Consider the following 26,273-nt stretch of genomic DNA (forward strand, 5'->3'; position numbering starts at 1 on the left):
CCGATACTCGCGGTGTGAGCGAAGCCACTGTCGACGTCGCCGATCTCCGCCGCCACGGTGCCCCCGGCGCCGCCGACCGGGCGGACGACGAACCGCTGCGGGAGGACATCCGCCTCCTGGGCCGGGTCCTCGGCGAGGTCATCGGCGAGCAGGCCGGGCCCGACGTGCTGGAGCTGGTCGAGTCCACCCGCGTGGAGGCCTTCCGCATCCGCCGCTCCGAGGTCGACCGCGCCGAGCTCGCCCGGCGCCTCGCCGGGCTGGACGTCCGCTCGGCGAACCACGTCATCCGCGCCTTCAGCCACTTCTCGCTGCTGGCCAACCTGGCCGAGGACATCCACCACGAGCGCCGCCGCCGGCACCACCGGCGCGCGGGGTCGCCGCCGCAGCAGGGCAGCCTGGCGGCGGCGTTCGCGCTGCTGGACGAGGCCGGCGTCGCGGAGGACACCGTGGCCCGCGAGCTCGCCGGCGCCCTGGTCTGCCCCGTCGTCACGGCCCACCCCACCGAGGTGCGCCGCAAGACGGTCTTCCAGGTGCAGCGGCAGGTCACCGAGCTGATCCGGCAGCGCGACCGCGCCGTCGACGGCGACGTCGACCCGCAGTGGTCGGCCCGGCTGTGGCGCTCGGTGCTCACGCTCTGGCAGACGGCGCTGCTGCGGCTGTCCCGGTTGCGGCTGACCGACGAGATCGACGAGGCGCTGCGCTACTACGAGCTCTCCCTGTTCGAGGTGGTGCCGGCGATCAACGCCGAGGTGCGGCGCGCGGTCGAGCAGCGCTGGCCCGGGGCCGGGGTGCTGCGCCGGCCGCTGCTGCTGCCCGGTTCCTGGATCGGCGGCGACCGCGACGGCAACCCGTTCGTCACCGCCGAGGCGCTGCGCCGGGCCACCTCCCGGCAGGCCGGCACGGCGCTGGCGCACCACCTGGCCGAGCTCGCGGCGCTGCGCGACGAGCTGTCGATGTCCGACCGGCTGGTCACGCCGACGCCCGCGCTCTACCACCTCGCCGAGGTCTCGCGGGACGACTCCCCGTTCCGGGCCGACGAGCCCTACCGGCGGGCGCTCACCGGCATCTCCGCGCGGCTGGCGGCCACCGCCGCCCGGGTGCCGGGCGCCGGGCCCGCGGAGGCCGGGGCGCTGCCCGCGCTGCCCCCGTACGAGGGCCCCGACGAGCTGCGCGCCGACCTCGACGTGGTCGACGCGTCACTGCGCAGCCACGGCGCCGGCCCGCTCGCCGACGACCGCCTGCTGCGGCTGCGCGAGGCGGTCGAGGTGTTCGGCTTCCACCTGTGCGGGCTGGACCTGCGGCAGAACTCGTCGGTGCACGAGCAGGTCGTCGCCGAGCTGCTCGCCTGGGCCGGGGTGTGCGACGACTACGCGGGGCTCGACGAGACCGCGCGGGTGGAGCTGCTCGCCGGGGAGCTGACGCTGCGGCGCCCGCTGGTGCGCCCCGACGCAGAGCTGTCGGAGGAGACGCGCAAGGAGCTCGACGTGCTCCTCGCCGCCGCCGAGCGGGTGGCGCTGCTGGGCCCGCGGACCATCCCGAACTACGTGATCAGCATGTGCGAGTCGGTGAGCGACGTCCTCGAGGTCGCCGTCCTGCTCAAGGAGGTCGGCCTGCTCGACCCGGCCGGCGGGGACGGCCCCACCTGCCCGGTCGGCATCTCGCCGCTCTTCGAGACCATCGGCGACCTGCAGGCCGCGGCGACGACGCTGGGCGCGGTGCTCGACCAGCCCCTGTACCGGTCGCTGCTGGCCGGCCGGGGGAACGTGCAGGAGGTCATGCTCGGCTACTCCGACAGCAACAAGGACGGCGGCTACCTCGCGGCCAACTGGGCGCTCTACCGCGCCGAGCTGGACCTGGTGGAGCTCGCCCGCCGCGAAGGCATCCGGTTGCGGCTCTTCCACGGCCGCGGCGGCACCGTCGGCCGGGGCGGCGGCCCCAGCTACGAGGCGATCCGCGCGCAGCCGCCGGGCGCGGTGGCCGGGGCGCTGCGGCTCACCGAACAGGGCGAGGTGATCGCCGCGAAGTACGCCGACCCCGACCTCGCCCGGCGGAACCTGGAGGCGCTGGTCGCCGCCACCCTGGAGTCGACGCTGCTCGACGTCGAGGGCCTCGGTGCCGACGCCGAGGAGGCCTACGCGCTGCTGGACGACCTCGCCGCCCGGGCGCAGCAGGCCTACCGGGAGCTGGTGCACGACACCCCCGGGTTCGTGCAGTGGTTCCGGGCGGCCACGCCGATCGGCGAGCTGGCCGAGCTGAACATCGGCAGCCGCCCGCCCTCGCGCAAGGCCGGAGACTCCATCGCCGACCTGCGCGCGATCCCGTGGGTGTTCAGCTGGTCGCAGACGCGGATCATGCTGCCCGGCTGGTACGGCACGGGGTCGGCGCTGGAGGGCTGGGTCGGGGGCTCCGCGGAGCGCCTGGAGCGGCTGCGCGAGCTGCACCGGCGGTGGCCGTTCTTCCGGACGGTGCTCTCCAACATGGGAATGGTGCTGGCCAAGACCGACCTCGGGCTCGCGGCCCGGTACGCCGAGCTGGTGCCCGACGAGGAGCTGCGGGCACGGGTGTTCGACCGGATCACCGCCGAGCACGAGCGCACCTGCCGGATGGCGCTGGCGGTCACCGGCGACGACGACCTGCTGGCCGACAACCCGTCGCTGGCCCGGTCGATCCGCAACCGGTTCCCCTACCTGGAGCCGCTGCACCACCTGCAGGTGGAGATGCTGCGACGCCGGCGGGGCGGGGAGGACGACGAGCTCACCAGCCGCAACATCCAGCTGACCATCAACGGCATCGCGACCGCGCTGCGCAACAGTGGCTGACCCGGGGCTGCGCACCGCGACCAGCTCCGACCTCCCGGCCGCGGCCGAGGCGCTGGGGCTGTCGCCGGCCGCGCTCGCCCCGGCACTGCTCGACCCCTGGGCGCGGGTGCTGGTCGGCGAGGAGGGCCAGGTGGTGCTGGTCCGCCGGCAGTGGACCGACGAGGCCACCGCCGCGGCCGTGGTGGTGCGGCGGGCCGGCGTGCCGCTGGACCACCCGGTCGTGCTCGCCGCCGCGGCGGGGTGGGGCTGCGACCGGGTGCGGCACCTGGCGACCGGCCGGTGCGTCGAGGTGCCGGCGCCGCCGGCCGACGCGCCGCTGCCGCTGCGCTTCGCCCACCTGGCGGCGCTGGCGGCCACCCGGGTGGAGACGGCGGTGGCGCTCGCGCACGGCAGGGGGGAAGCGCGGACCAAGCGCGACGGCAGCCCCGCGCTCGCGGCCGACGACGCCGCCCACGACGCCGCCGTCGAGGTGCTCGGGGCGCTGGGCGTGCCGGTGCTCAGCGAGGAGAGCCGCGACACCGTGGTGGCCGCCGGGCGGCCGTGGGTGGTGCTCGACCCGCTCGACGGCACCGGCAACTTCGCCGCCGGGCTGCCGCCGTGGGCGTTCTCCGCCGCGCTGGTGCACGAGGGCCGGCCGGTGGCGGGGCTGGTCGCCGATCTCTCCTCGGGCCGGCGCTGGGCGGCGGTCGAGGGGCACGGTGCCGTGCGGGACGGGGTGCCGGTGCGCACCCGGACCGGCGGCACCGTCGTCGTCCCCAGCGGGCCCCGGGGTGCCGCGGTGGCGGTGCCGGCGACGGCCCGCCGGGTCCGGATCACCGGTTGCACCGCGGTCGACCTCTGCCTGGTCGCCGACGGCGCGGCGGCGGCCTGGCACGACCTGGACCGCGGCGGCACCCACGTGCACGACGTCGCCGGCGGGCTGGCGGTGCTGCTGACGGCCGGGGGTGCCGTCCTCACCGAGCGAGGGGAACCGCTGCGGCTGGTGCCCGACACCGGCGCGCTCATCCGGTTCGTGGCCGCGGCCGACGAGGCGGCGGCGCGGGAGCTGCTGGCGGCGATGCGCTGAGTCAGCGCGCCCGGGCCGCGGCCTCCCGGACGGCGGCCAGCAGCGACTCCCGCTCGTGCAGGGTGGTGCGGGCCCGGCCGCGGCGCGCGCCCAGCGCCTGCTCGGCGGCGTCGATGGCCCGCCAGTCGTCCAGCAGCACCGGTTCCGCGCCCCGGGCCTGCAGCGTGCGCACCAGGTCGTCGACCGGGCCGCGCACCGCCAGCGTGCCGTCGGCGGCGTCGGCCAGCAGCGCGGCAACGGTCTCCCGGGCGTCGTGCTTGTTGTGCCCGACCACGCCGGTAGGCCCGCGCTTGATCCAGCCGGCCACGTACTCGCCGGCCGAGGGGTGCCCGTCGCGGAGCACCCGCCCGACGCCGTCGTGGGCGACGGTGCCGGTGCGCCCGTCGACCGGCAGCCCGGGCAGCGGGGTGCCGAGGTAGCCGACCGAGCGGACCACGAGGTCGGCCGGGAGCACCTCGAACTCGCCGGTGCCGATCGCCCGGCCGTCGCCGTCGACGGCGGTGCGCTCCACCTCGACGCCGGTGACCCGGTCGGTGCCCAGCAGCCGCACCGGGCGGGAGTAGAAGCGCAGCCGCAGCCGGGTGCGGCCGGGCTCCGGCTCGTGGGCCGACCAGTCGCGCAGGACGGCGAGGTTGCGGGTGGCGTTGCGGTCCGCCGCGGCCCGGGCCTCGGTCTCGTCGTCGAGCTCGAGGTCGGCGGGGTCGACCAGCACGGTGCCCGCCGCCAGCTCACCGAGCTCGCGCAGCTCCTGGGTGGTGAAGGTGGCCTGCGCCGGGCCGCGGCGGCCGAGCACCGTCACCTCCTCGACCGGGGCGGCCGCCAGCACGTCGATGACGTGCTGGGGCATGTCGGTCGGCTCCAGCTCCTCCGCGGTGCGGGCGAGGATCCGCCCGACGTCGAGCGCGACGTTGCCCACCCCGATCACCACGGCGCGCCGGACGCCGGACAGGGCCGCCTCCACGGTGGCGCGGTCGGCGTCGGGGTGGCCGGTGTACCAGGCCACGAGGTCGGTGGCGGCCAGGCTGCCGGGCAGGTCCTCGCCCTCGATGCCCAGGTGCCGGTCGAGGGCGGCGCCGTAGGTGTAGACGACCGCGTCGACGTGCGCGCGCAGGTCGTCCAGCGCGAGCTCCGTGCCCACCTCCACGTTGCCGACGAACCGCACCAGGGGGTGATCGAGGCTGCGGTGCAGCGTGTCGCGGATGGCGCGCATCTTCGGGTGGTCGGGGGCGATGCCGTGGCGGACCAGGCCGAAGGGGGTGGGCAGCCGGTCGACCAGGTCGACGGCGACGGGCACCTCGCTCTGCCTCGTCAGGGCGTCGGCGGCGTAGATGCCGGCCGGTCCGGCGCCGACGACCGCCACGCGCAGCGGGTGGTCATCAGCCGGGGGAGGGGGAGCGCCGTCGTCGACCACCCTGGCATCCTGGCCCGGCCGGGGCCGCGCCACCAGGGCAACCGTCCGGGCCGTTCGATCCGCGTCGTCCCCAGGAGGCCCCGTGTCCGTCGTCGTCGTCGCCACCATCACCCCGAAGCCGGAGGCGGTGGATGCCGTCCGCGAGGCGATCCTCGCCGCCGTGCCGCAGGTGCACGCCGAGCCCGGCTGCGAGCTCTACGCGCTGCACGAGGGCGACGGCGTCTTCGTGATGGTGGAGCGGTGGGAGAGCCCCGAGGCGCTGCGCACCCACGGCAAGGCCGAGGCGCTGACCACCCTGGGCGGGGCGCTGGCCGGCAAGCTGGCCGCGCCGCTGGACGTCCGCCGGCTGACCGCCGTCCCGGCGGGGGAGCCGGGCAAGGGCGCGCTCTAGCCGCGTCAGCCCCGCGCGGTGCCCCCGCGGCAGGCGTGGTTGTGGTCGAGGTCGTCCTCGACCCACTGCACCATCGCCACCCTGCCGCCGGGGACCAGCGGGTCCTCGGCGCAGCGCTTGCGGGCGTCCGCGCGGTCGTCGGCGCCGGCGAGCCAGCTGTCGAGGTCGGCCAGGTTGCTGTCCTCGGGCACCTCGCCGACGATCCGGCCCCACTGGTAGCCGGTCGAGTACACGCCCACCCGGCCGTCCCGCTCGGTGAGGTACTCGGTCATGCCCTCCAGCGCGGCCCGGTTGCGCGCGCGGGCGTCGTCGGAGCCCTGCTGCCAGGTGTTCATGGTCTCGACGTCGAGCCACCAGGTGTAGTGCTCGGGACGGCTGGCCAGCGGCACCGACCGCGCAGCGGGCCGGAAGAACCACTGGACGCTGGACCGCGCCCGTTCCCAGCCGTACTGCCAGCTGCAGGCCATCGAGTTGGTGCCGTCGCAGTCGCCGTAGGGCGTCTCGCCGTCGGCGGGCCAGGTGACCACCTGGTCGCGCACCTGGCCCGGGTTGGCGGTGTTGAGGTAGAGCTGCAGCGGCGGCTGCCCGGGCACCCCGCCCGACGAGCCGGCGCCCCACTCCAGCTGCCGGGCGAGGCAGGGGTTGGTGCGGGTGGCCAGCCCACCGTTCACGCCGACGACGGCGAACGCGGCGTCGTCGGGGAGGTCGGCGCCGCACTGCGGGTGGGAGACGTCGTACCCGGTGGTGCTCCGCGCGGTCTCCCGCTCCACCGGCGCGGCCGAGGCCGCGGTGGGCAGTCCGACCAGCCCGGCCACCGCGGTCACCGTGATCGCCCAACGTGACCGGTGTCTCATCCTTCCCGACGGTACACGCGCCGGCGGCGACGGCCGGGGGCGTTCAGACGGCCTGGCAGACCGGGCACCAGTAGAGGTTGCGGCCGACCATGACCTCGGTGCGGATCGGGGTGCCGCAGATCCGGCAGGGCAGCCCGGTGCGCCGGTAGACGTAGTGGACGTCCTCGCGGCGCACCGCGCCGCTGCGGCGGGATCTGTCCTCGGGCCGGGTCGTCACGATGCGGCCCATGCGGACCCCCGAGCGCATGAGCGTCACCAGGTCCCGCCACATGCCGGCCCAGAGCTCGGCGCCGATCGCCTTGCCGGGGCGGAACGGCGAGACCCGGTGCCGGAACAGCAGCTCCGCGCGGTAGACGTTGCCGACGCCGGCCAGCACCGACTGGTCCATCAGCAGCGCGCCGACCGCCGTGCGGCTGCCCGCGATGCGCCGGTGCGCGAGGGCACCGTCGGCCCGGGGCCGCAACGGGTCCGGCCCCAGCCGGTCGAGGATCCGCTCGACCTCCGGTGCGGGCAGGACCTCGCAGGCGGTCGGGCCGCGCAGGTCGCCCCACACGCCGCCGCCGTCGGGCCCGTCGCCCACCCAGCGCATGCGCAGCGCCCCCTTCGCCACCGGAGGCGTGCCCGTGCCGGTGAGGAAGGTGCCGTAGAGCCCCAGGTGCACGTGCAGGTGGTCACCGCCGAAGCGGGCGAACAGGTGCTTGCCGTAGGAGAACACCTCGTCGAGCACCCGGCCGTCCAGCAGCGCGGCGCCGGCCTCGAACCGGCCCTGCGGGCTGGTCACGTGCACCGGGCGGCCGGCGAAGGGAAGCTGCAGGTGCTGCGCCAGCCGGAACAGGGTGTGGCCTTCAGGCACCCGCGCAGCCTAGGTGGCGGCCCGACCACCTGCTCAGCGGTCGGCGGGTTCCAGGCCGAAGTGCGGCCGGTCCTCGGCCGCGACGAGGTCGACCAGCTCGGGGTGCTGCTGGATGTAGTGGCGGACGAAGGAGCAGTAGGGGAGCACGGTCAGCCCGCGCTCGCGCGCCGCGTCGAGGACGCCGGCGACCAGCATCTTCCCGATGCCCTGCCCGCCCATGGCGGGGTCCACCTCGGTGTGCGGGAGGGTCATCTGCCCCTTGTCGACGTGGTAGCTGGCCAGTCCGACGACGCGCTCGCCCTGCCGGACCTCGAAGCGCCCCCGCTCGGGGACGTCGACCACCGTGGTCTCCATCGTTGCGACCCACCTCTCCTGACCCCCGGCGACGCTGCCGGAGCTCGGCCTCTACCCCAGCACCGTAACCCGCTGGAAGCGTCCGCTCTCTCTCCCGTACCGACGAGTCGGGTGCTGCCGGGGTTCCGCGGGGCCACCCGCTAGCCTTCCGGCGAAGGTCGCGGCGCGGGCTCGAGCGCGCCGTGGCCCCCGTAGCTCAGGGGATAGAGCATCGGTTTCCTAAACCGTGTGTCGCAGGTTCGAATCCTGCCGGGGGCACCACGACGTCTCCTCCGCGCGCCCGGGCGCAGGGTCGAGAACTCGAACGGGCTGCTCAAGCACTGCGTTCACCCGACCGATGGAGTGCAGGTCAGGTCGTCACCGAACGTGAGCGGAGCAACCAGCGTGTCCATCTCCACCGGCGTCACCCGGGTCCTCGTCCTCGCCGACGCGCCCGTCCTGCGTCGCGGCCTGGTCGGCATGGTCGACGAGACCGCCGGCCTGCAGGTCGTCGGTGCGCCCGGCGAGCCGCGCCGCGCGCTGGTGCTGGCCGAGTCCGCCCGCCCCGATGCGGTGGTCGTGGAGCTCGGGTCCGGTCGCAGCGCGACGCTCACCGCCGTCCGCGACCTGCGCCGTCGCTTCCCGCGCACCGCCGTCGTCGCCGTGGCCACCTCCGAGGACCCCGCCGTGGTCAACGAGGCGCTCGCCGCGGGCGTCCGCGGCTACCTGCTCATGAACACCTCCGCCACGCTGCTGGGCTGGGCCGTGCTGGCCGCCCGCGCCGGGCGCACCGTCGTCGACCCGCAGATCCGCCGGCTGCAGCCCGGGACGGCCGCGCCGGTCGCCCGCGAGCTCACCCCCGAGGTGCCGCTGACCCGCCGCGAGTCCGACGTGCTCGACGAGCTGGTCCAGGGCCAGTCCAACCGGCGGATCGGCGAGAACCTGTTCATCTCCGAGGACACGGTGAAGTCGCACGTCAAGGCGATCCTGCGCAAGCTGGGTGCCCGCGACCGCGCGCACGCCGTCTCGATGGTGCTGTCGGCGCGCAACGGCTGCACCTGCGGCTCGCACGACCTGACCGCCACCTCCGTCGAGGTCTGACCGGCGCCGCCGGACTCCGGCCGGGCGCCCCGCACAGGGTTACCGTGCTGGGCATGGTCGGCGTCCTGACGGCTGTGCTGCTGGTCGTGCTGCTGGCCGGGCTCGTCGTCTGGTGGGTCTCGGTCCCCCAGCCGGCCGGCCGGGGGCTGCCCGCGCGCGAGCGGGCACTGCGGGAGCGCGCCGTCGCCGCCGCCCGCTGGCACGCCGCGCACGACGAGGTCGACGGCGTGACCCGGGTGCTGCTGCGGCGCAGCTGCCCGGGGCTGGACGGGCACCCGGAGGTGCTCGAGGAGCGGGTGTTCGACACCTTCCCGGCGGACGACCCGCTGTGGGAGGCGCGCTTCACCGAGGCCATGGCCGGCGCCCGGTTCCGCTGCTCCTACCTCAACAACGAGGAGGGGCAGGAGTAGCCGATCCGCCGGAGGGCAGGATGGGCGGCATGGGTCAGGTCGTCGCCACCACCGAACGTGTCCTGCGCGCCCCGGCGGACGTCGTCCGCGCCGCGCTCGCCGACTACGCCGTCACCCGGCCGGAGGTGCTCCCCGAGCAGTACAGCGAGTACCGCGTGGACGCCGGGGGCCAGGGCGCCGGCACGAAGGTGCACTGGCGCCTGCAGGCCACGTCCAAGCGGGTGCGCGAGCAGGACGTCGTCGTCACCGAGACCCCGGACGGGGCGCTCGTGGAGACCGACACGAACTCCAGCATGGTGACCACCTGGACCGTCAGCGCCGCCGACGCCGGGGTGAGCACGGTGCGGGCGCGCACCACCTGGACCGGTGCCACCGGCATCGGCGGGTTCTTCGAGCGGACCTTCGCGCCCAAGGGGCTGGCCCGCATCCAGGACGCGATGCTGGCCCGGCTCGAGCAGGCGGTCACCGCCGGCTGACCCCGGACGGCGGCGCGCGCGCCGTCCGGCAGGGACGATGGGCCGGTGACCGCAGCGCCACCCGCCGTCGACGGGCTCTCCGAGCTGACCGGCCTCATCGCCGGGGGCGGGGCGCTCGTCCTCTCCGGCGCCGGGCTGTCCACCGACTCCGGCATCCCCGACTACCGCGGCGCCACCGGCTCGCTCCGCCGGCACACGCCGATGACCTACCAGACCTTCACCCGCGACCCGCGCGGCCGGCACCGCTACTGGGCGCGCAGCTTCGTCGGCTGGCGGCAGATCGCCGAGGCCCGGCCGAACCCGGGCCACCGGGCCGTCGCGGCCCTGCAGCGGACCGGGGCGGTGGCCGACGTGATCACCCAGAACGTCGACGGGCTGCACCAGGCCGGCGGGGCGCGGGACGTCTTGGAGCTGCACGGCGGGCTGGACCGCACCGTCTGCCTGGCCTGCGGCGACGTCGCGTCGCGGGCCGCGCTGGACGTGCGGCTGCGGACGGCCAACCCGGGCTTCCGCCCCGAGCCGACCGACGAGGTCAACCCCGACGGCGACGTCGAGCTGCCCGAGGAGGCGCTGGACGGGTTCGTGATGGTCGACTGCCTGGCCTGCGGGCGCGGCCCGCTCAAGCCCGACGTCGTCTTCTTCGGCGAGACCGTGCCGCGGAACCGGGTCGACGCCTGCTTCGCGCTCGTCGACGAGGCCCGGGCACTGCTGGTGCTCGGCTCGTCGTTGACCGTGATGAGCGGCTACCGGTTCGTCATCCGCGCCGCCAAGTGCGGCATCCCGGTCGCCATCGTCAACTCCGGGCCGACCCGCGGTGACGCGAAGGCGTCGCTCAAGGTCGACGCGCCGCTGGGGGTCGTGCTGCCGGAGCTGGCCCGCCGGCTGGCATGACGCGGGAGGCCGGGCGCACCGCCGACGCGCGGCGCGCGCTGGGAGGCGGCGCTCGACGGTTGATCACCTGCCCGGCAGGGCAGGAAGCCCCGCGATGCAGACCTTCCTGCCGGTGGCCGACTTCGTGGAGAGCGCCCGGCTGCTGGACAATCCGCGCCTGGGCAAGCAGAGGGTGGAGACGCTGCAGATCCTGCGGGCGCTCGAGCTGCCCGACTACGGCTGGGCCAGCCACCCCGCCGTCCTCATGTGGAAGGGCCGGACGCCGGCCCTGGTGGCCTACGGGCTGGCGATGGCGCGGGTCTGGCGGGAACGCGGCTTCGCCGACACGACCGAGGCCCAGATCGGGGAGTTCGCCCCCGAAGTCGTCGGCCGGTCGCAGGCGGAGCTCGCCGCGGCCGGCCTGCTGCCCTCCTGGGTGGGCGACGAGGAGCTGCACCGCTCGCACCGGTCGAACCTGATCGCGAAGGACCCGGAGTTCTACCGAGGCCGGTTCACCGAGATCTTCGGCCCTGAGCCCGACGACCTGCCCTACCTGTGGCCGGGCCCCGACGACGTCCCACCCGCACCCGGGCCCGAGGGGGTGCGGGTGTGGGTGGTGCGGCCGCGGTCGCACAACGAGCTCGGCGCCTGCCTCGCGGCCGGGGTCGTGGGGCTGGGCACCCAGTCGGGCATCGACGTCGACGCGAGCGGGATGGAGCCGGCGGAGCTGCGGGCGCTCTCCAAGGAGATCTCCGGCCGCCGCCCCGCCAAGGACCTGCGCCAGCTCTCCGCCCTCCTCGACCAGGTGCGCCCCGGCGACCCGGTGGCCCTGCCGGTCGAGCACGGTGCCGGCCTGCTGCTCGGCGAGGTGGTGGGGGAGTACCTGTTCCAGGGGCGCGAGCTGCTGCCGCACCGCCGGCCGGCCCGCTGGGACCGGGTGGTGCCGCGGGCGGCCGCCCGGCCGCCCGCGACCCTCCAGGACCCGCGCGCGCTCTTCCAGGTGACGCTGGACCCGGCCGTCCTGCCTTAGCCCGGCAGCGGCACGTTCTGCAGCCGTACCTGCCCGCGGGCCACCAGCTTGCCGTCCTCCCGGGTGAGCGACACCTGCCACAGCTGCTGGGTGCGGCCCTGCTGGACCGGCTCGGCGACGACGTCGAGCCGCCCGCCGGTGACGCTGCGCAGGAAGTCGGTGCTGTTGTTCACCCCGACGGCGAACTGGCCGCTCTCGCGCACCGCGAGGCTCGCCCCGATGCTGGCCGCGGACTCGACCACCGTGCAGTACAGCCCGCCGTGCACCACGCCCCAGGGGGTGTGCTGGTCGGGGCCGAGCTCCACGTGCCCGGCCACGCGGGTGCCGGTGGCCTCGGTGACCTCGAACCCGGTCGCGGCGACGAACGCGCTCGCCGCCGGGCGCTCGGGCTGGCTCACGCGTCCCACACCAGGCAGAAGGGGTGGCCCACCGGGTCGGCGTAGACGCGGAAGTCGCCCCCGCCGCCGGGCAGCTTCCGCGCGCCGAGCGCCAGGACCTTCGGCTCGGCCTCCTCGATGTCGGCGACCCGGACGTCGAGGTGGAACTGCTGCGGGCGGTCGGGGTCCGGCCAGTCAGGAGGCTGGAGGTCCGGCGCCTGCTGGAAGGCCAGCCGGTAGCCGGCGCCGGTGACGACGACCCAGTCGTCCCCGGGTTCACCCCGGCTGATCTGCATGCCGAGCAGGTCGGCGTAGAAACCGGCGAGGGCGTGCGCGTCGGGTGCGTCGATCACGACGGAGTGGAGTTGACCGATCATGGCGCCATCCTGACGCGGTCCCCGGCCGGCCGACAGCCGGATGCCGGCCCCGGGGCGCGGGTAGGACGGCAGCGCCGAGACGCGTACCGCAGGATCGGGGCATGTCCCGCGCCGCTGCACCCGTCCTCGGTTCGCTGACCTGGTCGGCCGCCGCCGAGCGGCCCGAGCTGCTGGCCCCGCCGGTCGCCACCGCGCTGCCGGTGCTGGCCGGTCCGGCGTGGGTCGCGGAGATCGCCGACGACCTCGCCGACACCGCCGCCTTCTCCGACGCCTACGGGGTGCCGCTGGCCGCGTCCGCCAACTGCGTCGTCGTCGCGGCCCGCCGGGGAGGGGAGACGACGCTGGCCGCCTGCCTGGTGCTCGCGACCACCCGGGCGGACGTCAACGGGCTGGTGCGGCGGCACCTGGGCGCGCGCAAGGCATCGTTCGCGCCGCAGGACGTCGCCGTCGCCGAGAGCGGGATGGCCTACGGCGGCATCACCCCGGTCGGGCTGCCCGCCGCCTGGCCGGTGCTCGTCGACGCCGCCGTCGCCGCGGCCGAGGTGGTCGTCATCGGCTCGGGGACCCGCGGCAGCAAGCTCGCTGTGCCCGGCGCGGTGCTGGCCGCGCTGCCCGCCGCCCAGGTGCTGGAGGGGCTGGGGCAGCCGCTGCCCGCCGAGGCGCCCGCGCCGCCGCCCGCGCAGCCGCTGCGGCTGGACCGGGCGCCGGACGACACCGACGTCGGCTGGGGGGAGCGGCCCGCCGAGGGGTCCGACGACGACCGGCGCTACTACGAGGACCGGCCGCCGCACTGGGGCAGCGACTGATCCGCGCTCACAGCTGCCCGGGCAGCGAGGTGGTGCCCGGGCCGGTCGGGTCGGCCCCCGGCCCGCGCCCCTGCTGCGCGCGGAGCAGGTCGCGGATCTCGACGAGCAGCTCGACCTGCGTCGGTGCGACGGGGCCGGGCTCCTCACCGCGCGCCCGGCGGTCGAACAGCCGCCGCACCGGGAGCACGACCACGAAGTAGAGGATCGCCGCGGTGAGCACGAAGGTGATCACCTGGTTGACGAAGCTGCCCCAGGTGAACACCTGCCCGTCGATGGTGAAGGAGCCGCCGGCCTCCCCGCCGCCGCCGACCAGGCCGATCAACGGCTCCAGGAACGACTCGGTGAACGAGGTCACCACCGCGGTGAAGGCGGCGCCGACGACGACGGCGACCGCGAGGTCGACGACGTTGCCGCGCAGCAGGAAGTCCTTGAATCCCTTGAGCATGGGCTCATCCAACCCGCTCGGGGAGGCCGCCGGCGGAGGCCTCGCCGGGTCAGGGCGGTGGCAGGCTGACCGTCAGCGTGGCGGTGGCCGCGGCGGCGGCGAGCCGGGTCGCGGTGTCCCCGTCGACGGCGAGGACGAGCAGCCCGGCGCCGTCGTCGCCGGCCGGGGCGGCCAGCACCAGCGCGCCGGCCGCCACCCGCTCGGCCGGCCCGGCGCCCAGGCCGGCCGCCAGCACGTCGACCCGGTCGCCGGCACGCAGCAGCGCCGCGACCGCGAGGTCGGCCAGCCGCACCGGCGCCGCCACCTGGCCGGCGGGCAGCAGGGCGGTCAGCCCCGCACCGACCAGCCGGGCGTCGGTGAGCGGTTCACCGCGGCGCACGTGGCCGGCGAGCACACGGTGCACCAGCTCCTCCGGAACGGCCACCACGCCGTCGGGCACCGCGCGGGGCGGCAGCCGGACGACCGCGAGGTGGTCGCGGCCCAGCGCGGTGCCGGCTGCGAGGTCGGTGGCCGCCACCACCACGTCGGCGCCGCGCGGCTCCGCACCGCCGGCCGGGGCGGGTGCGGGGCGCAGCGCCAGCCCGAGGGCCAGGGCGGCCAGCAGCGCGGCGCCCAGCCGGCGGGCGGTCAGCAGGGGGAAGCGAGGGCGGCGTGGACGGAACACGCTCCGGACCCTGCCCGGCGCGGCCCGCGCCCGGAAGGGACCGGGCGCGGGCTGTGGAGCGGCCGCGGGGCTGTGGAGGAGCCCCGCCCGCCGTCGCGCTAGTTGGCGGCCTTGGCCGCGCTGCCGGCGGTCGAGGCCGGGGTCGGTGCAGGAGTGGCGGAGGAGCTCGACGAGCTCTCCTTGGCCGGCGTCGAGGAGGAGGTGCCCGACGAGGAGCCGTCGCTGCTGCTCGCGGTCTCCGAGGCCTTGCCGTTGGAGCGGCTGTCGGTGCGGTAGAAGCCCGACCCCTTGAAGACCACGCCGACCGAGCCGTAGACCTTGCGCACCGCGGCGCCGCAGTCGGGGCACTCGGTCACCGAGGCGTCGGTGAAGGACTGCACGACCTCGAACTCGTGCTTGCCCTCGGCGTTGGTGCAGGCGTACTGGTACGTGGGCACGGCGTGGCTCTCCCGGATCGAGCGGAGGTGGGGCCCGGGTTGGCACTCGCACCCGGAGACTGCCAATGATGCGTCATCCGGGCGTCCGTCGTCCACGTCCGGCGGCGAGCGTCACGATTGCCCCGCGCGACCATGAGATTGCGGTGACGCGCGAGCATGAGATTGCGGCGGCGTGCGCGAGATTGTGGTGGCGTGCTTGGCCAGCGGGCTGCCACCCGGTTGGCGCGTCCCTGGAAGCTACCGACGCCAGGGCGTGGCCCGGTCGGCCAGGGTGTCACAGAGGAATCGGCAGTACGGTGCCGCTGCGAAGGCGGCTCGGCCGCGTGCGAGGGGCTGGCGCGGCCGCGGGGACGGTCCCCGCGGATGCAGCCCGCGGACCTGTTCGACCTCGCGGGCGGGCCGGCGTCCGGAACAGGGACGAGGGTGAGGTCCGCGTCAGCGATGAAGTTCAGGTCACCCGGGCACGTCGATCACCGGCCAGAGGGCTCTGCCCGAGGAGGCCTGCTGCGACCGCATGATCGCCGTGGTGCCGCGGGGCGGGTGGCGCCACCAGACGAGGCCCGCGGCGGCGAGGGCGACGCGGGCGGCGACCGCGCGCCGGGTGTCTCCTCGGACAGGAGGGTGTACTGCCGGTAGTCGGCGAAGACCAGCATGGCCTCGCGCACGCTGACCATCCAGTCCACCGTCCGTTCGAACCTGCCGCCGGGAGCCACCCGTGATCGACACCGACCTGCCCACCGCACCCGGGGTCAGCGCGCTGACCCGCGGGTTCGCCGCCTGCCTGGCCTCGGTCACCGAGGTACCGGTCGCCGGGCTGCCGCTTCCTTCCGGCGACCTGTCCTCGGCCGTCGGCGCCCTCCGCACCTGGCTGGCCGGGCGGGACTCCGGCCTGGTGCCCGTCGCCGACCCCACCCGCTTCCAGTGGCCCGGCTGGTGGATCGCCGTCGTACGGACCCCCGACACCGAGGTCGCCACGGTCGCCTTCGGCACCCCGCCGGGCATCGTGCTCAGCCCGCAGGACCCGGCCCTACTTGGTCGGGCCACCGTCGAGTTGACCATCACCGCCGCCTACGCCGTCGCTTCCCTGGACCCGGTCCTCCGGTCCGTCGCGGCCACGCCGGACCTGCACGGCACGGTGGAGGCGCTCGCGATCGCACCCGCCGCCGAGGTCGAGATGCAGATGCTTGAGGTCGCCCGAGCGGTCGCCGGGCGAGGCCTCGAGGGCGACCGGTACGCCGCCCGGGCCGGCACCTTCACCCCGCGCGGCGACACGCGCCCCGGCTACGACCTCACCCTCATGGCCGCCGAGGTCCTCGACGAGCTCACCGCCGCCGGCGTCGCGGTGGACTTCGCCGCCACCCGCCGCAACGTCCTCACCCGCGGCATCGACGTCAACGCCCTGGTCGGCCGCCGCTTCCGCATCGGCGACGTCTTGTGCGAGGGCTTCCGGCTGTGCGAGCCGTGCGTCCACCTCGACCGGCTCAGCGGCCCCGGCCTGCTCCGCCCGCTGATCCACAAGGGCGGCCTGCGCGCCGACGTCCTCACCGACGGCGAGATCCGCTCCGGAGCGCTGATCGAGCCCGCCTGAACCGAGGGTTCCGACTGCGGCCTGCGTCCCGACCACGACGGCAACCACCGCTACGAGTTCTACCGGGGTCCCGAGGCGTACGACCTGGGACGCCGCCCGCCCGCGAGGAGTGGCTGCTGCACACCGACTGGGACCCCTCGGGTGCATTCAGCGGTCGCCGGGTGGCCCCAGGCGGGGGAGGACCAGCTGCCCGATGCGGTTGCCCTGTGGCTGCCGGCGTCGAGCCCGTCCGGGTAGTGGACGCCGGCGTACACGCGGGAGATCGCGGTCTCCTCGGCGGCGGCCTCGAAAGACGAGAGGTGGCCGTCGGGTTCGGCACCGGTAGCGTCGCGGGCGGTGACGGTGGCGTCGCCGAGCAGTCCGGTGAGGACGGTGGCCGCGGCGGCGGCGGAGTGGCCGGCGGGGAACTCCGGGTGTTCGGGGCTCGGCAGCAGCGGGGTCCGGGCCGGGTCGATGTGCCGCTGGATGTAGGTGACCGGGCGGATCTCGTTGTGCGCGTACGTGGCCGCCCAGCTGGCGATGCTGGCGTCGGCGAGGGCGACGGCGGTCAGCGCCAGGGCGTGGGTGCCCTCGGTCACGTCGAGGTCGTGCGCGGTCACCTGGTCGGCGGCGATGGTCAGCCATCGTGCCGCGGGTCCCGCCGCCCAGAAGCGGGCGATGGCGCGCTGCCCGTCGGTGAGCGTGCGGCCGGCGTCGTAGACCTGTTGGGCCTGTGCGGCGAACGAGGCGTTCGGGTCGGCCGCGTAGGGCAGCGGCGCGGGCGGCTGGACCTCGCGTGCGGTGCCGAGGACGTAGGTGCGCAGGTTGCCCCAGTGCGGATCGACCGCCGCGGTCGCCGGGGCTGCCAGCTCCCAGACCCCGTCCCCGGTGGGCAGCTGGTACGGCGCGGTACGCGCGGCGTAGCCGTCGTCGACGGTCCAGTCGAGGATCGCCTCGGCCACCCGGCCACCCGGCCACCCGGCCACCCGGCCGCCGTGCGCGATCGAGGCCGGCCGCAGCGCGCTGGTCGCGGTGCAGCTGGTCGATGGCCGTGGTGGTGCCGAGCAGTCCGGTCAGCACGCCGCGGGCCGGGCCCCGGCCGCCGCCCCGTCCAGCCGCACGCCCTCGCCGGCCGTCGGCATGGCCGGCCCGCCGGTCGACCCGCTGGTGAGCGAGCCGGCGTCCGGGTCGGCGGCCTCGTGCATGGCGAGCGTGGTGTGGGTGAATAGTCGTGAGGCGGCCGGATGGGACGGCGGCTTGGCGTGCACGATGTGCCCCGCGCGTCAGCTCCACCATGCCACGGGCACCGCCGCCGCCCCGTCCGAGGCGCCAGCGTGGCCGGCGCGGTGGACCTCGTGGGCGGCCGGGGTGGCCGGTGCGCAGGCGGGCAGCGTGGCGCCGATCGCCAGCACGGCGACGGCGCGCAGGAAGGACCGGCGGGAAGCGGCGGTGCGCACGGGGGTTCTCCGGGGGCGGTGAAGGGGCCGGGGGCCAGGGGGTGGCCGGGGTGAGGATGAAGGCGCGCTCGAGGTAGGCCCACAGCTGGCCTTCGTGGGCGGTGGCCAGCTGCAGGTCGTCGACGGCGGCGCGCATGTGCCGCAGCCACCGGTCGCGGGTGTCGGCGTCCATCCGGAAGGCGGCGTGCCGCATCCGCAGCCGCGGATGTCCACGGGCCTCGCTGTAGTCCCGGGGTCGCGTCGCCCGGAGGGGGCAGCGCACCGGAACCGGAGCAGTTCCCGCGCGGGGGAGGTGACGTGCGGGCCGGCGCCCGCCAGGATCGCCGGGTGCGCACACCCGACCGGCCGCTTCCGTCCCGCGCAGCGCTCCTGCTCGTCCTCGGTGCTGCGACCTGGATGCCGTGCCGCTACGGCGTGATGACCACCTGGGACGGGACCTGGCTGGGGCTGGACTACGCCGGCTGGAACCGGGCCGTGCTCGTCCCGCTGGCGCTGCTCGCCGCGGGTGCGGTGATGGCGACGCGCGACGCGCCTGCGCGCGCCGCCGCGGTCGGCTGGTCGGTCGTGGCGACCGGCTTCGGCCTCTCCTGGTTCGGCGTCGTCACCGAGTTCGTCGTCGGCGGCGGGCTGCGCGGTGGGTCGCGCGACCTGGCCGTCGCCGGCTGGACCACCTACCTGGTCGGCACGGCGGTCACCGCCGTCGGTGCACTGGTGCTGGCCGCGGCGCTGGCCGGGCGGGACCGCGCTACCGCGGCGGCCGCGGGCCTCGCCGCCGTCGCGATCCTCGCGTGGGTGCCGCTGCTCGCCGTGGGCCCGGACGGCGTGGCCGTCGTCGACCAGCTGATCGGCGGTGCCGCCTGGGCGGCGGTCGGCCTGCTCGGCCGGTCGCGGTCACCCGCAGCGCCGCTGCCCGCGACCGCCTGAACCTCGGCGGCCCGCCACCTACCGTGCGGCGAGCCGGAGGCGGACCACGCGGTAGGCGATGCCGACGGCGAACACGACGACGCCGCCGACAACCGCCTCGACGGGCAGCGATGCGACCAGCACCAGGCAGCCGACCACGCCGAGCACCTGCAGCGGCCGGGGGAAGCGGCGGTGCGTGCGGTCCTGGGTGAAGGCGGCGGCGTTGGCGACGGAGTAGTAGAGCAGCACGCCGAAGGAGGAGAAGCCGATCGCGCCGCGCAGGTCGACGGTGAGCACCAGGACGCACACCACCGCGGCCAGGGCGAGCTCGGCGCGGTGCGGCACGGAGAAGCGCGGGTGCACCGCGGCCAGGAACCGGGGCAGGTCGCCCTGCCGGGCCATCGCCAGCCCGGTGCGGCCGATCCCGGCGACCAGCGCGAGCAGCGCACCCAGCGAGGCCGCGGCGGCGCCGATCCGGACGACCGGCTCCGCCCACACCCACCCGCCGGCGTCCACCGCCGCCGCCAGCGGCGCGGCGGTGGCGGCGACGCCGTCCGGGCCGAGGCTGACCAGCACCGCCACGGCGACCACCGCGTAGACGGCGACGGCGATGCCCAGCGCCAGGGGGATCGCCCGGGGGATGGTCCGTGCCGGGTCGCGCACCTCCTCGCCCATCGTCGCGATCCGCGCGAAGCCGGCGAAGGCGAAGAACAGCAGGCCGGCCGACTGCAGGATGCCGCGCACCCCGCCCTCGGTGACCGTCCACCCGCTCAGCCCGTCCGTGGTCGCCCCGCTCCCGAGCAGGCTCGCGGTGACCGCGACCGCCAATGCGACGAGCACCACGGCGACGACCACGCGGGTGAGCCCGGCGGTACGGGTGACGCCGCGGTAGTTGACCGCGGTCAGCGCCAGCACCGCGGCCACGGCCACCGGTCGCTGCCAGCCGGCCGGTGCCGCGTACGCCGCGAAGGTGAGCGCCATCGCCGCGCAGCTGGCCGTCTTGCCGACGACGAAGCCCCACCCCGCCAGGAACCCCCACCACGGGCCGAGCCGCTCGCGGCCGTAGACGTAGGTGCCGCCGGAGGTGGGGTACTGCGCGGCCAGCTGCGCCGACGCCGTCGCGTTGCAGTAGGCGACCACCGCCGCCAGCGCCAGCCCGATCAGCAGGCCGGCGCCGGCTGCCTGCGCGGCGGGGGAGAAGGCGGCGAACACCCCGGCGCCCACCATCGAGCCGAGCCCGATGACCACGGCGTCGGTGGTGCCCAGCCGGCGGTCCAGGGCCGGACCTGTGCTCACGGTGCTCCTCGCTGCGGCGTCGGCCGACGATAGCGGGGCGGTCAGTGGTGCGCGGCGGGCTCGTGGTGGCTGTGCGCGGCGGTCTCCAGCTGGAACGTGGAGTGCTCGATGCCGACCGGGAAGTGCTCGGCGAGGCAGGCCTGGAGCTGGTCGAGGACCTGCGGCGCGTGCCCGTCGTGGAAGCAGCCGTCCTCGACGACGACGTGCGCCGAGAGCACGGGCAGCCCGCTGGTGATCTGGGAGGCGTGCAGGTCGTGCACCCCGATCACGTGCGGCAGCGCGAGCAGGTGCGCGCGGACGGCGTCGAGGTCCAGGCCCGGCGGCGTGCTCTCCAGCAGCACCGACACCGTCTCCCGGAGCAGCCTGATCGTGCGGGGCACGATCAGCGCCACGATGACCAGCGAGGCGACGGCGTCGGCCTGCAGCCAACCGGTCAGCGCGACGACGGCCGCCGCCACCAGGACCGCCACCGAGCCCAGCGCGTCGTTGACCACCTCGAGCAGCGCGGCCCGCATGTTCACGCTGCCGCCGCGCCCGCCCCGGGTGAGCACCGCGATGCCGGCGAGGTTGGCGGCCAGCCCGAGCCCACCGAACACCAGCACGGCGGTGGAGGCGATCTCCGGCGGGTCGGCCAGCCGGGCGAACGCCTCCACCGCGATGTAGCCGCCGACGGCCAGCAGCACGGCGGCCTGCAGGGTGGCGCCGAGCACCTCGGCGCGCCGGTAGCCCCAGGTGCGCCGCGACGTGGCCGGCCGCGCCGCGAGGGTGGCCGCGATCAGCGCGATGACCAGTCCGGCGGCGTCGGTGGCGGCGTGCGCGGCGTCGGCGAGCAGTGCCAGCGAGCCCGAGACCAGCGCCCCGACGAGCTGGACGACGAGCACGCTCGCCGTCAGGGCCAGCACCACGGCCAGGCGGCGCCGGTCGCCGGTCGCCGCGCCGTGGCCGTGGTCGTGCCCGCCGCTCACCGCGGCGGCTCCTGGCCGCCGCAGCAGGTGTCCACCGCGGCCTCCGGACCGGGGCGGCCGGGCGCGCAGCAGCCCTCGCCGCGCCACGCCTCGACCCCCTCGCGGAGGGCCACGACGGCGATGACCAGGCCGGCGACCGGATCGGCCCAGCTCCAGCCCAGCCAGGCGTTGAGCACCAGACCGGTGAGGACGGCGGCGCTCAGGTAGGTGCAGAGCAGCGTCTGGGTGGAGTCGGCGACGACGGCGCCCGAGCCCAGGGCCCGGCCCGTGCGGCGCTGCGCCCAGGACAGGAACGGCATGACGACCAGGGAGACCGCGGCCAGCGCGATGCCCACCGGAGAGGCGTCCGGTTCGCCGCCGGCCACCAGCGCGCGCACCGACTCGAACGTCACGTAGGCGGCCAGGGCGAAGAAGGAGACGGCCATCAGCCGCAGCGCCTGCCGTTCCCGGGTCTCCGGCAGGTGGTGCCGGAACTGCCACAGGATGATCAGCCCGCTCGAGACCTCGACCACGGAGTCCAGCCCGAACCCGACCAGCGCGACCGACCCGGCGACCACCCCCGCGGTGATGGCGATGACCGCCTCGACGACGTTGTAGGCGACGGCGGTGCCCGCGAGCAGTTGGGCCCGCCGGCCGAGGCGGGAGCGCTCGGCGGGGGTGGGTGCCGCGGCGGTGGTCGCGGCGCTCATCGGTCCGGCACCTCGCCGTAGGCGGGGCACAGGATCACCGCGTCGCCGGTGGCGGCCAGCAGCCGTTCCGCGGCGGCGAGCAGTTCGAGCACCTCCGGCGTCGCGGCCAGCGACCACAGCGACGCCCGGCCCTGCGGGCGGGAGGTGACCAGACCGCAGTCGCGGAGGCACGCCAGGTGCGCCGACACGGTGGACTGCGCCAGCCCGAGGTGACGGGTCAGCTCCACCACCTTGTGCTCGCCGAGGGCGAGGTGGCGCACGATCGCCAGCCGGCTGGGGTCCCCGAGGCTGCGGAACAGGCAGGCGGCGGCGGACAGCGCCGCCGCCTCGTCGACGGGGGCGTCGGTCGCCCGGCCAGCACCCTCCACGATCATCGTCACTCGGCGATGATAGCGCTGCCAGCCGTGCGCCGGCCGTCAGCCGGTGACGTACTCCGCGAGGTGCTGGCCGGTGACGGTGGACCGGGCGGCGACCAGGTCCGCCGGGACGCCCTCGAACACCACCTGCCCACCGTCGGAACCCGCGCCCGGCCCGAGGTCGACGATCCAGTCGGCGTGCGCCATGACCGCCTGGTGGTGCTCGATGACGATCACCGTGGTGCCCGAGTCGACCAGCCGGTCGAGCAGCCCCAGCAGGTTCTCCACGTCGGCCAGGTGCAGGCCGGTCGTCGGCTCGTCCAGCACGTAGACGCCACCCTTCTCGGCCATGCGGGTGGCCAGCTTCAGCCGCTGCCGTTCCCCGCCGGAGAGGGTGGTGAGCGGCTGGCCCAGCGTGAGGTAGCCCAACCCGACGTCGGCGAGCCGGTCGAGGATCGCGTGCGCCGCCGGGGTGCGCGCCTCCCCGCTGCCGAAGAACTCCTCGGCCTCGGCCACGCTCATCGCGAGCACCTCGGCGATGTCCTTCCCGCCCAGCCGGTACTCCAGCACCGCGGCCTGGAACCGCTTGCCCTCGCACTCCTCGCAGGTCGACTCGACCGTCGCCATCACGCCGAGGTCGGTGTAGATGACGCCGGCGCCGTTGCAGGTCGGGCAGGCACCCTCGGAGTTGGCGCTGAACAGCGCGGGCTTGACGCCGTTGGCCTTGGCGAACGCCTTGCGGACCGGCTCGAGCAGGCCGGTGTAGGTGGCGGGGTTGGACCGGCGCGATCCCCGGATCGCCGACTGGTCGACCACGACCACGCCGTCGCGGCCGGCGAGGTTGCCGTGGATCAGCGAGCTCTTGCCCGAGCCGGCGACGCCGGTGACCACGGTGAGCACCCCGGTGGGGATGTCGACGTCGACGCCGCGGAGGTTGTTCTGCCGCGCACCGCGGATCTCCAGCGCGCCGGTGGACGGGCGCACCTTCGTCTTGAGGGCGACCCGGTCGCCGAGGTGGCGGCCGGTCAGGGTGCCGCTGCCGCGCAGCCCCTCGACGCTGCCCTCGAACACCACCTCGCCGCCGTCGGTGCCGGCGCCCGGGCCGAGGTCGACGACGTGGTCGGCGATCGCGATCGTCTCCGGCTTGTGCTCGACCACCAGGACGGTGTTGCCCTTGTCGCGCAGCCGCAGGAGCAGGTCGTTCATCCGCTGGATGTCGTGCGGGTGCAGCCCGATGGTCGGCTCGTCGAAGACGTAGGTGACGTCGGTGAGCGACGACCCGAGGTGGCGGATCATCTTCGTGCGCTGCGCCTCGCCGCCCGACAGCGTGCCCGCCGGCCGGTCCAGGGAGAGGTAGCCCAGCCCGATCTCGACGAAGGAGTCGAGGGTGTGCTGCAACCCGGCCAGCAGCGGCGCGACCGAGGGGTCGTCGAGGTCGCGCAGCCAGGCGGCGAGGTCGCTGATCTGCATGCGGCAGAGGTCGGCGATGTTCCTGCCGCGGATCGTCGACGACAGGGCCTCGGCACTCAGCCGGGTGCCGTCGCAGTCCGGGCAGGTCTCGAAGGTCACCGCCCGCTCGACGAACCGGCGGACGTGTGGCTGCATCGCCTCGACGTCCTTGCTGAGCATCGACTTCTGGATCTTGGGGATCAGCCCCTCGTACGTGAGGTTGACCCCCTCGACCTTGACCTTGGTCGGCTCGGCGTGGAGCAGCGTGTGCAGCTCCTTCTTCGTGTACTTGGCCAGCGGCTTGCCCATGGGCAGCCCGGCGCCGGCGAAGATGCGGCCGTACCAGCCGTCCATGCTGTAGCCGGGCACCGTCAGGGCGCCGTCGGCGAGCGACTTCGAGTCGTCGTAGAGCGCCGTGAGGTCGATGTCGTTGACCGACCCCATGCCCTCGCAGCGCGGGCACATGCCGCCGAGGCGGGTGAACGTCACCTTCTCGGCCTTGGTGCCGGCCCCGCGCTCGACGGTGATCGCCCCGCTGGCCGAGATCGACGGCATGTTGAACGAGTAGGCGTTCGGCGAGCCGAGGGCGGGCTCCCCGCGCCGGCTGAACAGGATCCGCAGCATCGCGTTGACGTCGGTGGCGGTGCCCACGGTGGAGCGCGGATTGGCGCCCATCCGCTCCTGGTCGACGATGATCGCCGTCGTCAGGCCCCCGAGGACGTCGACGTCGGGCCGGGCCAGCGAGGGCATGAAGCCCTGCACGAAGGCGCTGTAGGTCTCGTTGATCATCCGCTGCGACTCGGCGGCGATCGTGCCGAACACCAGCGAGCTCTTGCCGGACCCGGAGACGCCGGTGAACACGGTGAGCCGCCGCTTGGGGAGCTCGACGCTCACGTCCTTCAGGTTGTTCTGCCGCGCCCCGACCACCCGGATCAGGTCGTGGGCATCGGCGGCGTGCACCGCGGTCGGCTCGGTCAGCGTGCTCATCGTCTCTCCGTCCGTCCGGGCCCCCGCCGGTGTGGCGAGGGCCCGGTGTCTACCAGGGGCGTCCGACAGGGATGACCGTCAGGTCGGCGGCTTCTCAGCGCAGCTCCTGGATGCGGACGGTGTTGCCCGCGGGATCGCGGAAGGCGCAGTCGCGGATCCCGTAGGGCTGGTCGGTCGGCTCCTGCATGACCTCGGCGCCGGTGGCCTGGATCCGGTCGAAGGCGGCGTCGACGTCCTCGGTGCCGAGGACCACCGAGGCGTAGGTGCCCTTCGCCATCATCTCGGCGATGGTGCGCTTCTCGTCCTCGGTGATCCCGGGGTCGGCGGTCGGCGGGTGCAGCACGATCGAGGTCGCGGACCCGTCGGCCGGACCGACGGTGAGCCAGCGCATGCCCTCGTAGCCGACGTCGTTGCGCAGCTCGAAGCCGAGGGCGTCGCGGTAGAAGGCCAGGGATGCCTCCGGGTCGTCGTGCGGGAGGAAGGCGTGGTGGATGGTGAGGTCCATGCCGATCACGCTATTGACGGCGCGGGTGCCGGCGCTTCTCGATTCCTGACCGGTCTGGTGACCTGCTTGGCCGTGCACGAGGGGATGCCCGCCGTGGCCGCGGCGGCCTCCCGGCGGTAGGTGCTCGGCGGCACCCCGACCAGCTCGGTGAAGCGGGTGCTGAAGGTGCCCAGCGACGAGCAGCCCACGGCGAAGCAGACCTCGGTGACCGTCAGGTCGCCGCGGCGCAGCAGCGCCATCGCGCGCTCGATGCGCCGCGTCATCAGGTAGGCGTAGGGGGGTTCGCCGTAGGCGCGCTTGAACTCGCGGCTCAGGTGCCCGGCCGACATGTGGGCACCGCGTGCGAGCGAGGCGACGTCCAGCGGCCGGGCGTACTCGCGGTCGATCCGGTCCTTGACCCGGCGCAGCCGCGCGAGCTCGCGCAGGTGCGGGTCGGCAGCCGGTCCGCTGGTCACGGGCGGGATCGTGCCATGCGACCGCCGCCGCGTCAGCGGCCCTGGCGCTCCCGGTAGCGGGCGGCCCGCCGGGCCGCCGCGGTGCGCTTGCGCTCGGTCTCGGCCCGCTGGCTCGCCAGCCCGGCGCGTTCGCGGGCGGCGGTCGCGGTGCCGGCGGGGTAGCCGGCCTTCACCACCCGGTTCTCGGTCGTCTCGGGCATGTAGGCCAGCGAGAAGATCAGCCCGAGGAAGATCCCGCCGCCCGCGACCGCCAGCCGCAGCCCCAGCGGCGCGGGCAGGAACACCACGACGAGCGCAATGGGGACCGACAGCTGGACCAGCGTCCGGAGGACGTGCCGGGCCCACCAGGTGCGGGTCGTCGTGTCGTGCAGCACCCAGCCGCGGTGCCGCTCGGGGAGCCCACCGCCGAGGGCGTACCAGAACCACCGGTGCGGAGCCGGGCGCACCACGGGGTCGGGCGTCCTCTCCGCGTCACGGTCCACCGGGCCATGGTCCCAGTGCTGCCTCCCGCGGGGGGCGCACGGGTCGGCGGTCCACGGAGGTCATCCTGGCTCAGCTGGTGTGGTCCTGGATCACCGTCCACCGTGAGCCAGGACCCGTGTCGATCAGGATGCTCCTATGGATCGTCAAGCGGCCGAGGCGATGTTTTCGGGCGACTGGGTGGGGCGTAGGACGTAGTAGAGCTCGCGGGCGATCATGCGCTTGAGGCAGCGGATGATGTCCTTCTTCGACAGTCCCTCTTGAGTGCGGCGTTCGACGTAGGCACGGGTGCGTGGGTCCCAGCGCATCCGGCAGAGCGCGACGCGGTAGAGGGCGGCGTTGGCTTGGCGATCGCCGCCGCGGTTGAGCCGGTGGCGGTGGGTTCTGCCCGAGGACGCCGGGATGGGGGCGGCGCCGCAGAGCATGGCGAAGGCCGGTTCGGAG

32 protein-coding genes, 1 tRNA gene and 1 pseudogene are annotated in these 26,273 nt (G+C 75.4%); 12 read left to right on the forward strand and 22 right to left on the reverse strand.

The features are described 5' to 3' along the window. The first annotated feature begins 14 nt into the window (after positions 1-14). On the forward strand, positions 15-2,819 hold the full coding sequence (gene ppc, locus BMW62_RS03500; protein WP_091929427.1) for a phosphoenolpyruvate carboxylase: 2,805 nt from the start codon (positions 15-17) through the stop codon (positions 2,817-2,819). Beyond that, entirely contained in the window at positions 2,812-3,885 is a 1,074-nt protein-coding gene (locus BMW62_RS03505; RefSeq protein WP_091929428.1) for an inositol monophosphatase family protein, read from the forward strand. Before ppc ends, BMW62_RS03505 begins: the two co-directional genes overlap by 8 nt. Position 3,886: 1 nt before the next feature. Here the strand turns inward: BMW62_RS03505 and BMW62_RS03510 are convergent, their stop codons facing one another. Beyond that, positions 3,887-5,296, reverse strand: coding sequence for a ferredoxin--NADP reductase domain-containing protein (locus BMW62_RS03510; RefSeq protein WP_091929429.1), 1,410 nt, complete (start codon positions 5,294-5,296; stop codon positions 3,887-3,889). Between the two features lie 82 nt (positions 5,297-5,378). On the opposite strand from BMW62_RS03510, the gene BMW62_RS03515 reads away from it, so the two are divergent. After that, positions 5,379-5,687 (forward strand): putative quinol monooxygenase, encoded by a 309-nt coding sequence (locus BMW62_RS03515; RefSeq protein ID WP_211434959.1) that lies wholly within the window; start codon positions 5,379-5,381, stop codon positions 5,685-5,687. A gap of 5 nt (positions 5,688-5,692) precedes the next feature. Here BMW62_RS03515 and BMW62_RS03520 read toward each other — a convergent pair whose 3' ends face one another. From BMW62_RS03520 to BMW62_RS03530, 3 genes are read right to left on the reverse strand one after another with little or no spacing between them, the layout of a single operon-like run. Next, complete coding sequence (locus BMW62_RS03520) at positions 5,693-6,541, reverse strand: glycoside hydrolase family 25 domain-containing protein (RefSeq protein ID WP_091929431.1); 849 nt, start codon at positions 6,539-6,541, stop codon at positions 5,693-5,695. A gap of 43 nt (positions 6,542-6,584) precedes the next feature. Then, entirely contained in the window at positions 6,585-7,394 is an 810-nt protein-coding gene (locus BMW62_RS03525) for an Fpg/Nei family DNA glycosylase (RefSeq protein WP_091929432.1), read from the reverse strand. A 33-nt stretch (positions 7,395-7,427) separates the two neighbouring features. Continuing rightward, complete coding sequence (locus BMW62_RS03530) at positions 7,428-7,748, reverse strand: GNAT family N-acetyltransferase (RefSeq protein ID WP_091929433.1); 321 nt, start codon at positions 7,746-7,748, stop codon at positions 7,428-7,430. A 185-nt stretch (positions 7,749-7,933) separates the two neighbouring features. Here BMW62_RS03530 and BMW62_RS03535 point away from each other — a divergent pair. From BMW62_RS03535 to BMW62_RS03560, 6 genes are all read left to right on the forward strand, one after another. Further along, positions 7,934-8,009 (forward strand) — tRNA-Arg (locus BMW62_RS03535). A 123-nt stretch (positions 8,010-8,132) separates the two neighbouring features. Continuing rightward, on the forward strand, positions 8,133-8,828 hold the full coding sequence (locus BMW62_RS03540; protein WP_091929434.1) for a LuxR C-terminal-related transcriptional regulator: 696 nt from the start codon (positions 8,133-8,135) through the stop codon (positions 8,826-8,828). Positions 8,829-8,881: 53 nt separating this feature from the next. Further along, positions 8,882-9,238: an RING finger protein gene (locus BMW62_RS03545; protein ID WP_139206181.1), complete on the forward strand. Its 357-nt coding sequence runs from the start codon at positions 8,882-8,884 to the stop codon at positions 9,236-9,238. Positions 9,239-9,267: 29 nt separating this feature from the next. Next, positions 9,268-9,714: an SRPBCC family protein gene (locus BMW62_RS03550; RefSeq protein ID WP_091929495.1), complete on the forward strand. Its 447-nt coding sequence runs from the start codon at positions 9,268-9,270 to the stop codon at positions 9,712-9,714. Positions 9,715-9,759: 45 nt separating this feature from the next. Then, the gene (locus BMW62_RS03555; protein WP_091929436.1) at positions 9,760-10,605 is read left to right on the forward strand and encodes an NAD-dependent protein deacetylase; all 846 of its coding nucleotides are present in this window, start codon (positions 9,760-9,762) and stop codon (positions 10,603-10,605) included. Between the two features lie 94 nt (positions 10,606-10,699). Continuing rightward, positions 10,700-11,614: an MSMEG_6728 family protein gene (locus BMW62_RS03560; protein WP_091929437.1), complete on the forward strand. Its 915-nt coding sequence runs from the start codon at positions 10,700-10,702 to the stop codon at positions 11,612-11,614. On the opposite strand, the gene BMW62_RS03565 is transcribed toward BMW62_RS03560, so the two are convergent. Continuing rightward, the gene (locus tag BMW62_RS03565) at positions 11,611-12,012 is read right to left on the reverse strand and encodes a PaaI family thioesterase (RefSeq protein ID WP_091929438.1); all 402 of its coding nucleotides are present in this window, start codon (positions 12,010-12,012) and stop codon (positions 11,611-11,613) included. The two genes, BMW62_RS03560 and BMW62_RS03565, sit on opposite strands and share 4 nt — an antisense overlap. Next, positions 12,009-12,368, reverse strand: coding sequence for a VOC family protein (locus BMW62_RS03570; protein ID WP_091929439.1), 360 nt, complete (start codon positions 12,366-12,368; stop codon positions 12,009-12,011). The genes BMW62_RS03565 and BMW62_RS03570 overlap by 4 nt, the downstream gene beginning before the upstream one ends. Positions 12,369-12,469: 101 nt before the next feature. On the opposite strand from BMW62_RS03570, the gene BMW62_RS03575 reads away from it, so the two are divergent. Continuing rightward, on the forward strand, positions 12,470-13,174 hold the full coding sequence (locus tag BMW62_RS03575; RefSeq protein WP_091929440.1) for a YbaK/EbsC family protein: 705 nt from the start codon (positions 12,470-12,472) through the stop codon (positions 13,172-13,174). Positions 13,175-13,181: 7 nt separating this feature from the next. Here BMW62_RS03575 and mscL read toward each other — a convergent pair whose 3' ends face one another. From mscL to BMW62_RS03590, 3 genes are all read right to left on the reverse strand, one after another. Further along, complete coding sequence (gene mscL, locus BMW62_RS03580) at positions 13,182-13,619, reverse strand: large conductance mechanosensitive channel protein MscL (protein ID WP_091929441.1); 438 nt, start codon at positions 13,617-13,619, stop codon at positions 13,182-13,184. A 49-nt stretch (positions 13,620-13,668) separates the two neighbouring features. Beyond that, the gene (gene cpaB, locus BMW62_RS03585; protein WP_091929442.1) at positions 13,669-14,283 is read right to left on the reverse strand and encodes a Flp pilus assembly protein CpaB; all 615 of its coding nucleotides are present in this window, start codon (positions 14,281-14,283) and stop codon (positions 13,669-13,671) included. 98 nt (positions 14,284-14,381) lie between these two features. Beyond that, positions 14,382-14,720 (reverse strand): FmdB family zinc ribbon protein, encoded by a 339-nt coding sequence (locus BMW62_RS03590; RefSeq protein WP_091929443.1) that lies wholly within the window; start codon positions 14,718-14,720, stop codon positions 14,382-14,384. Between the two features lie 715 nt (positions 14,721-15,435). On the opposite strand from BMW62_RS03590, the gene BMW62_RS22900 reads away from it, so the two are divergent. After that, entirely contained in the window at positions 15,436-16,308 is an 873-nt protein-coding gene (locus BMW62_RS22900; RefSeq protein WP_211434961.1) for an MOSC domain-containing protein, read from the forward strand. 59 nt (positions 16,309-16,367) lie between these two features. Here the strand turns inward: BMW62_RS22900 and BMW62_RS03600 are convergent, their stop codons facing one another. The 4 genes and pseudogenes from BMW62_RS03600 to BMW62_RS23085 form a co-directional block, all read right to left on the reverse strand. After that, the gene (locus BMW62_RS03600; protein WP_211434962.1) at positions 16,368-17,273 is read right to left on the reverse strand and encodes a phosphatase PAP2 family protein; all 906 of its coding nucleotides are present in this window, start codon (positions 17,271-17,273) and stop codon (positions 16,368-16,370) included. A gap of 87 nt (positions 17,274-17,360) precedes the next feature. Next, entirely contained in the window at positions 17,361-17,492 is a 132-nt protein-coding gene (locus BMW62_RS23395) for a hypothetical protein (protein WP_280138607.1), read from the reverse strand. Between the two features lie 78 nt (positions 17,493-17,570). After that, positions 17,571-17,744 (reverse strand): twin-arginine translocation signal domain-containing protein, encoded by a 174-nt coding sequence (locus BMW62_RS22070; protein WP_139206182.1) that lies wholly within the window; start codon positions 17,742-17,744, stop codon positions 17,571-17,573. A gap of 85 nt (positions 17,745-17,829) precedes the next feature. Further along, a pseudogene (locus tag BMW62_RS23085) lies at positions 17,830-18,081 on the reverse strand (hypothetical protein); the annotation flags it as partial. Between BMW62_RS23085 and BMW62_RS03610 the strand changes: the two are divergent. Next, positions 18,072-18,668, forward strand: a complete 597-nt coding sequence (locus BMW62_RS03610) for a hypothetical protein (RefSeq protein ID WP_139206183.1) — start codon at positions 18,072-18,074, stop codon at positions 18,666-18,668. The pseudogene BMW62_RS23085 and the gene BMW62_RS03610 sit on opposite strands and share 10 nt — an antisense overlap. 18 nt (positions 18,669-18,686) lie before the next feature. Here BMW62_RS03610 and BMW62_RS03615 read toward each other — a convergent pair whose 3' ends face one another. From BMW62_RS03615 to BMW62_RS03655, 9 genes are all read right to left on the reverse strand, one after another. Beyond that, positions 18,687-19,943 (reverse strand): APC family permease, encoded by a 1,257-nt coding sequence (locus BMW62_RS03615; RefSeq protein WP_091929446.1) that lies wholly within the window; start codon positions 19,941-19,943, stop codon positions 18,687-18,689. A gap of 41 nt (positions 19,944-19,984) precedes the next feature. Continuing rightward, entirely contained in the window at positions 19,985-20,908 is a 924-nt protein-coding gene (locus BMW62_RS03620; protein WP_091929447.1) for a cation diffusion facilitator family transporter, read from the reverse strand. Beyond that, positions 20,905-21,597, reverse strand: a complete 693-nt coding sequence (locus tag BMW62_RS03625) for a cation diffusion facilitator family transporter (RefSeq protein WP_091929448.1) — start codon at positions 21,595-21,597, stop codon at positions 20,905-20,907. Before BMW62_RS03625 ends, BMW62_RS03620 begins: the two co-directional genes overlap by 4 nt. Beyond that, positions 21,594-21,971, reverse strand: coding sequence for an ArsR/SmtB family transcription factor (locus BMW62_RS03630; protein ID WP_091929449.1), 378 nt, complete (start codon positions 21,969-21,971; stop codon positions 21,594-21,596). Before BMW62_RS03630 ends, BMW62_RS03625 begins: the two co-directional genes overlap by 4 nt. Positions 21,972-22,013: 42 nt before the next feature. After that, positions 22,014-24,389 carry an ATP-binding cassette domain-containing protein gene (locus BMW62_RS03635; protein ID WP_091929450.1) on the reverse strand — a complete coding sequence of 792 codons (2,376 nt, stop codon included), beginning with the start codon at positions 24,387-24,389 and terminating at the stop codon, positions 22,014-22,016. Between the two features lie 94 nt (positions 24,390-24,483). Continuing rightward, positions 24,484-24,894: a VOC family protein gene (locus BMW62_RS03640; RefSeq protein ID WP_091929497.1), complete on the reverse strand. Its 411-nt coding sequence runs from the start codon at positions 24,892-24,894 to the stop codon at positions 24,484-24,486. Between the two features lie 5 nt (positions 24,895-24,899). Next, positions 24,900-25,349 carry a helix-turn-helix transcriptional regulator gene (locus BMW62_RS03645; RefSeq protein WP_091929451.1) on the reverse strand — a complete coding sequence of 150 codons (450 nt, stop codon included), beginning with the start codon at positions 25,347-25,349 and terminating at the stop codon, positions 24,900-24,902. Positions 25,350-25,381: 32 nt separating this feature from the next. After that, positions 25,382-25,831 carry a DUF5313 family protein gene (locus tag BMW62_RS03650; protein ID WP_091929452.1) on the reverse strand — a complete coding sequence of 150 codons (450 nt, stop codon included), beginning with the start codon at positions 25,829-25,831 and terminating at the stop codon, positions 25,382-25,384. A 144-nt stretch (positions 25,832-25,975) separates the two neighbouring features. Then, positions 25,976-26,273, reverse strand: a 298-nt coding sequence (locus BMW62_RS03655) for a transposase (protein ID WP_139206184.1), incomplete at its 5' end; no start/stop codon positions are given.

This window comes from Blastococcus sp. DSM 46786 (assembly GCF_900109665.1).
Taxonomy (GTDB): Bacteria; Actinomycetota; Actinomycetes; order Mycobacteriales; family Geodermatophilaceae; genus Blastococcus; species Blastococcus carthaginiensis.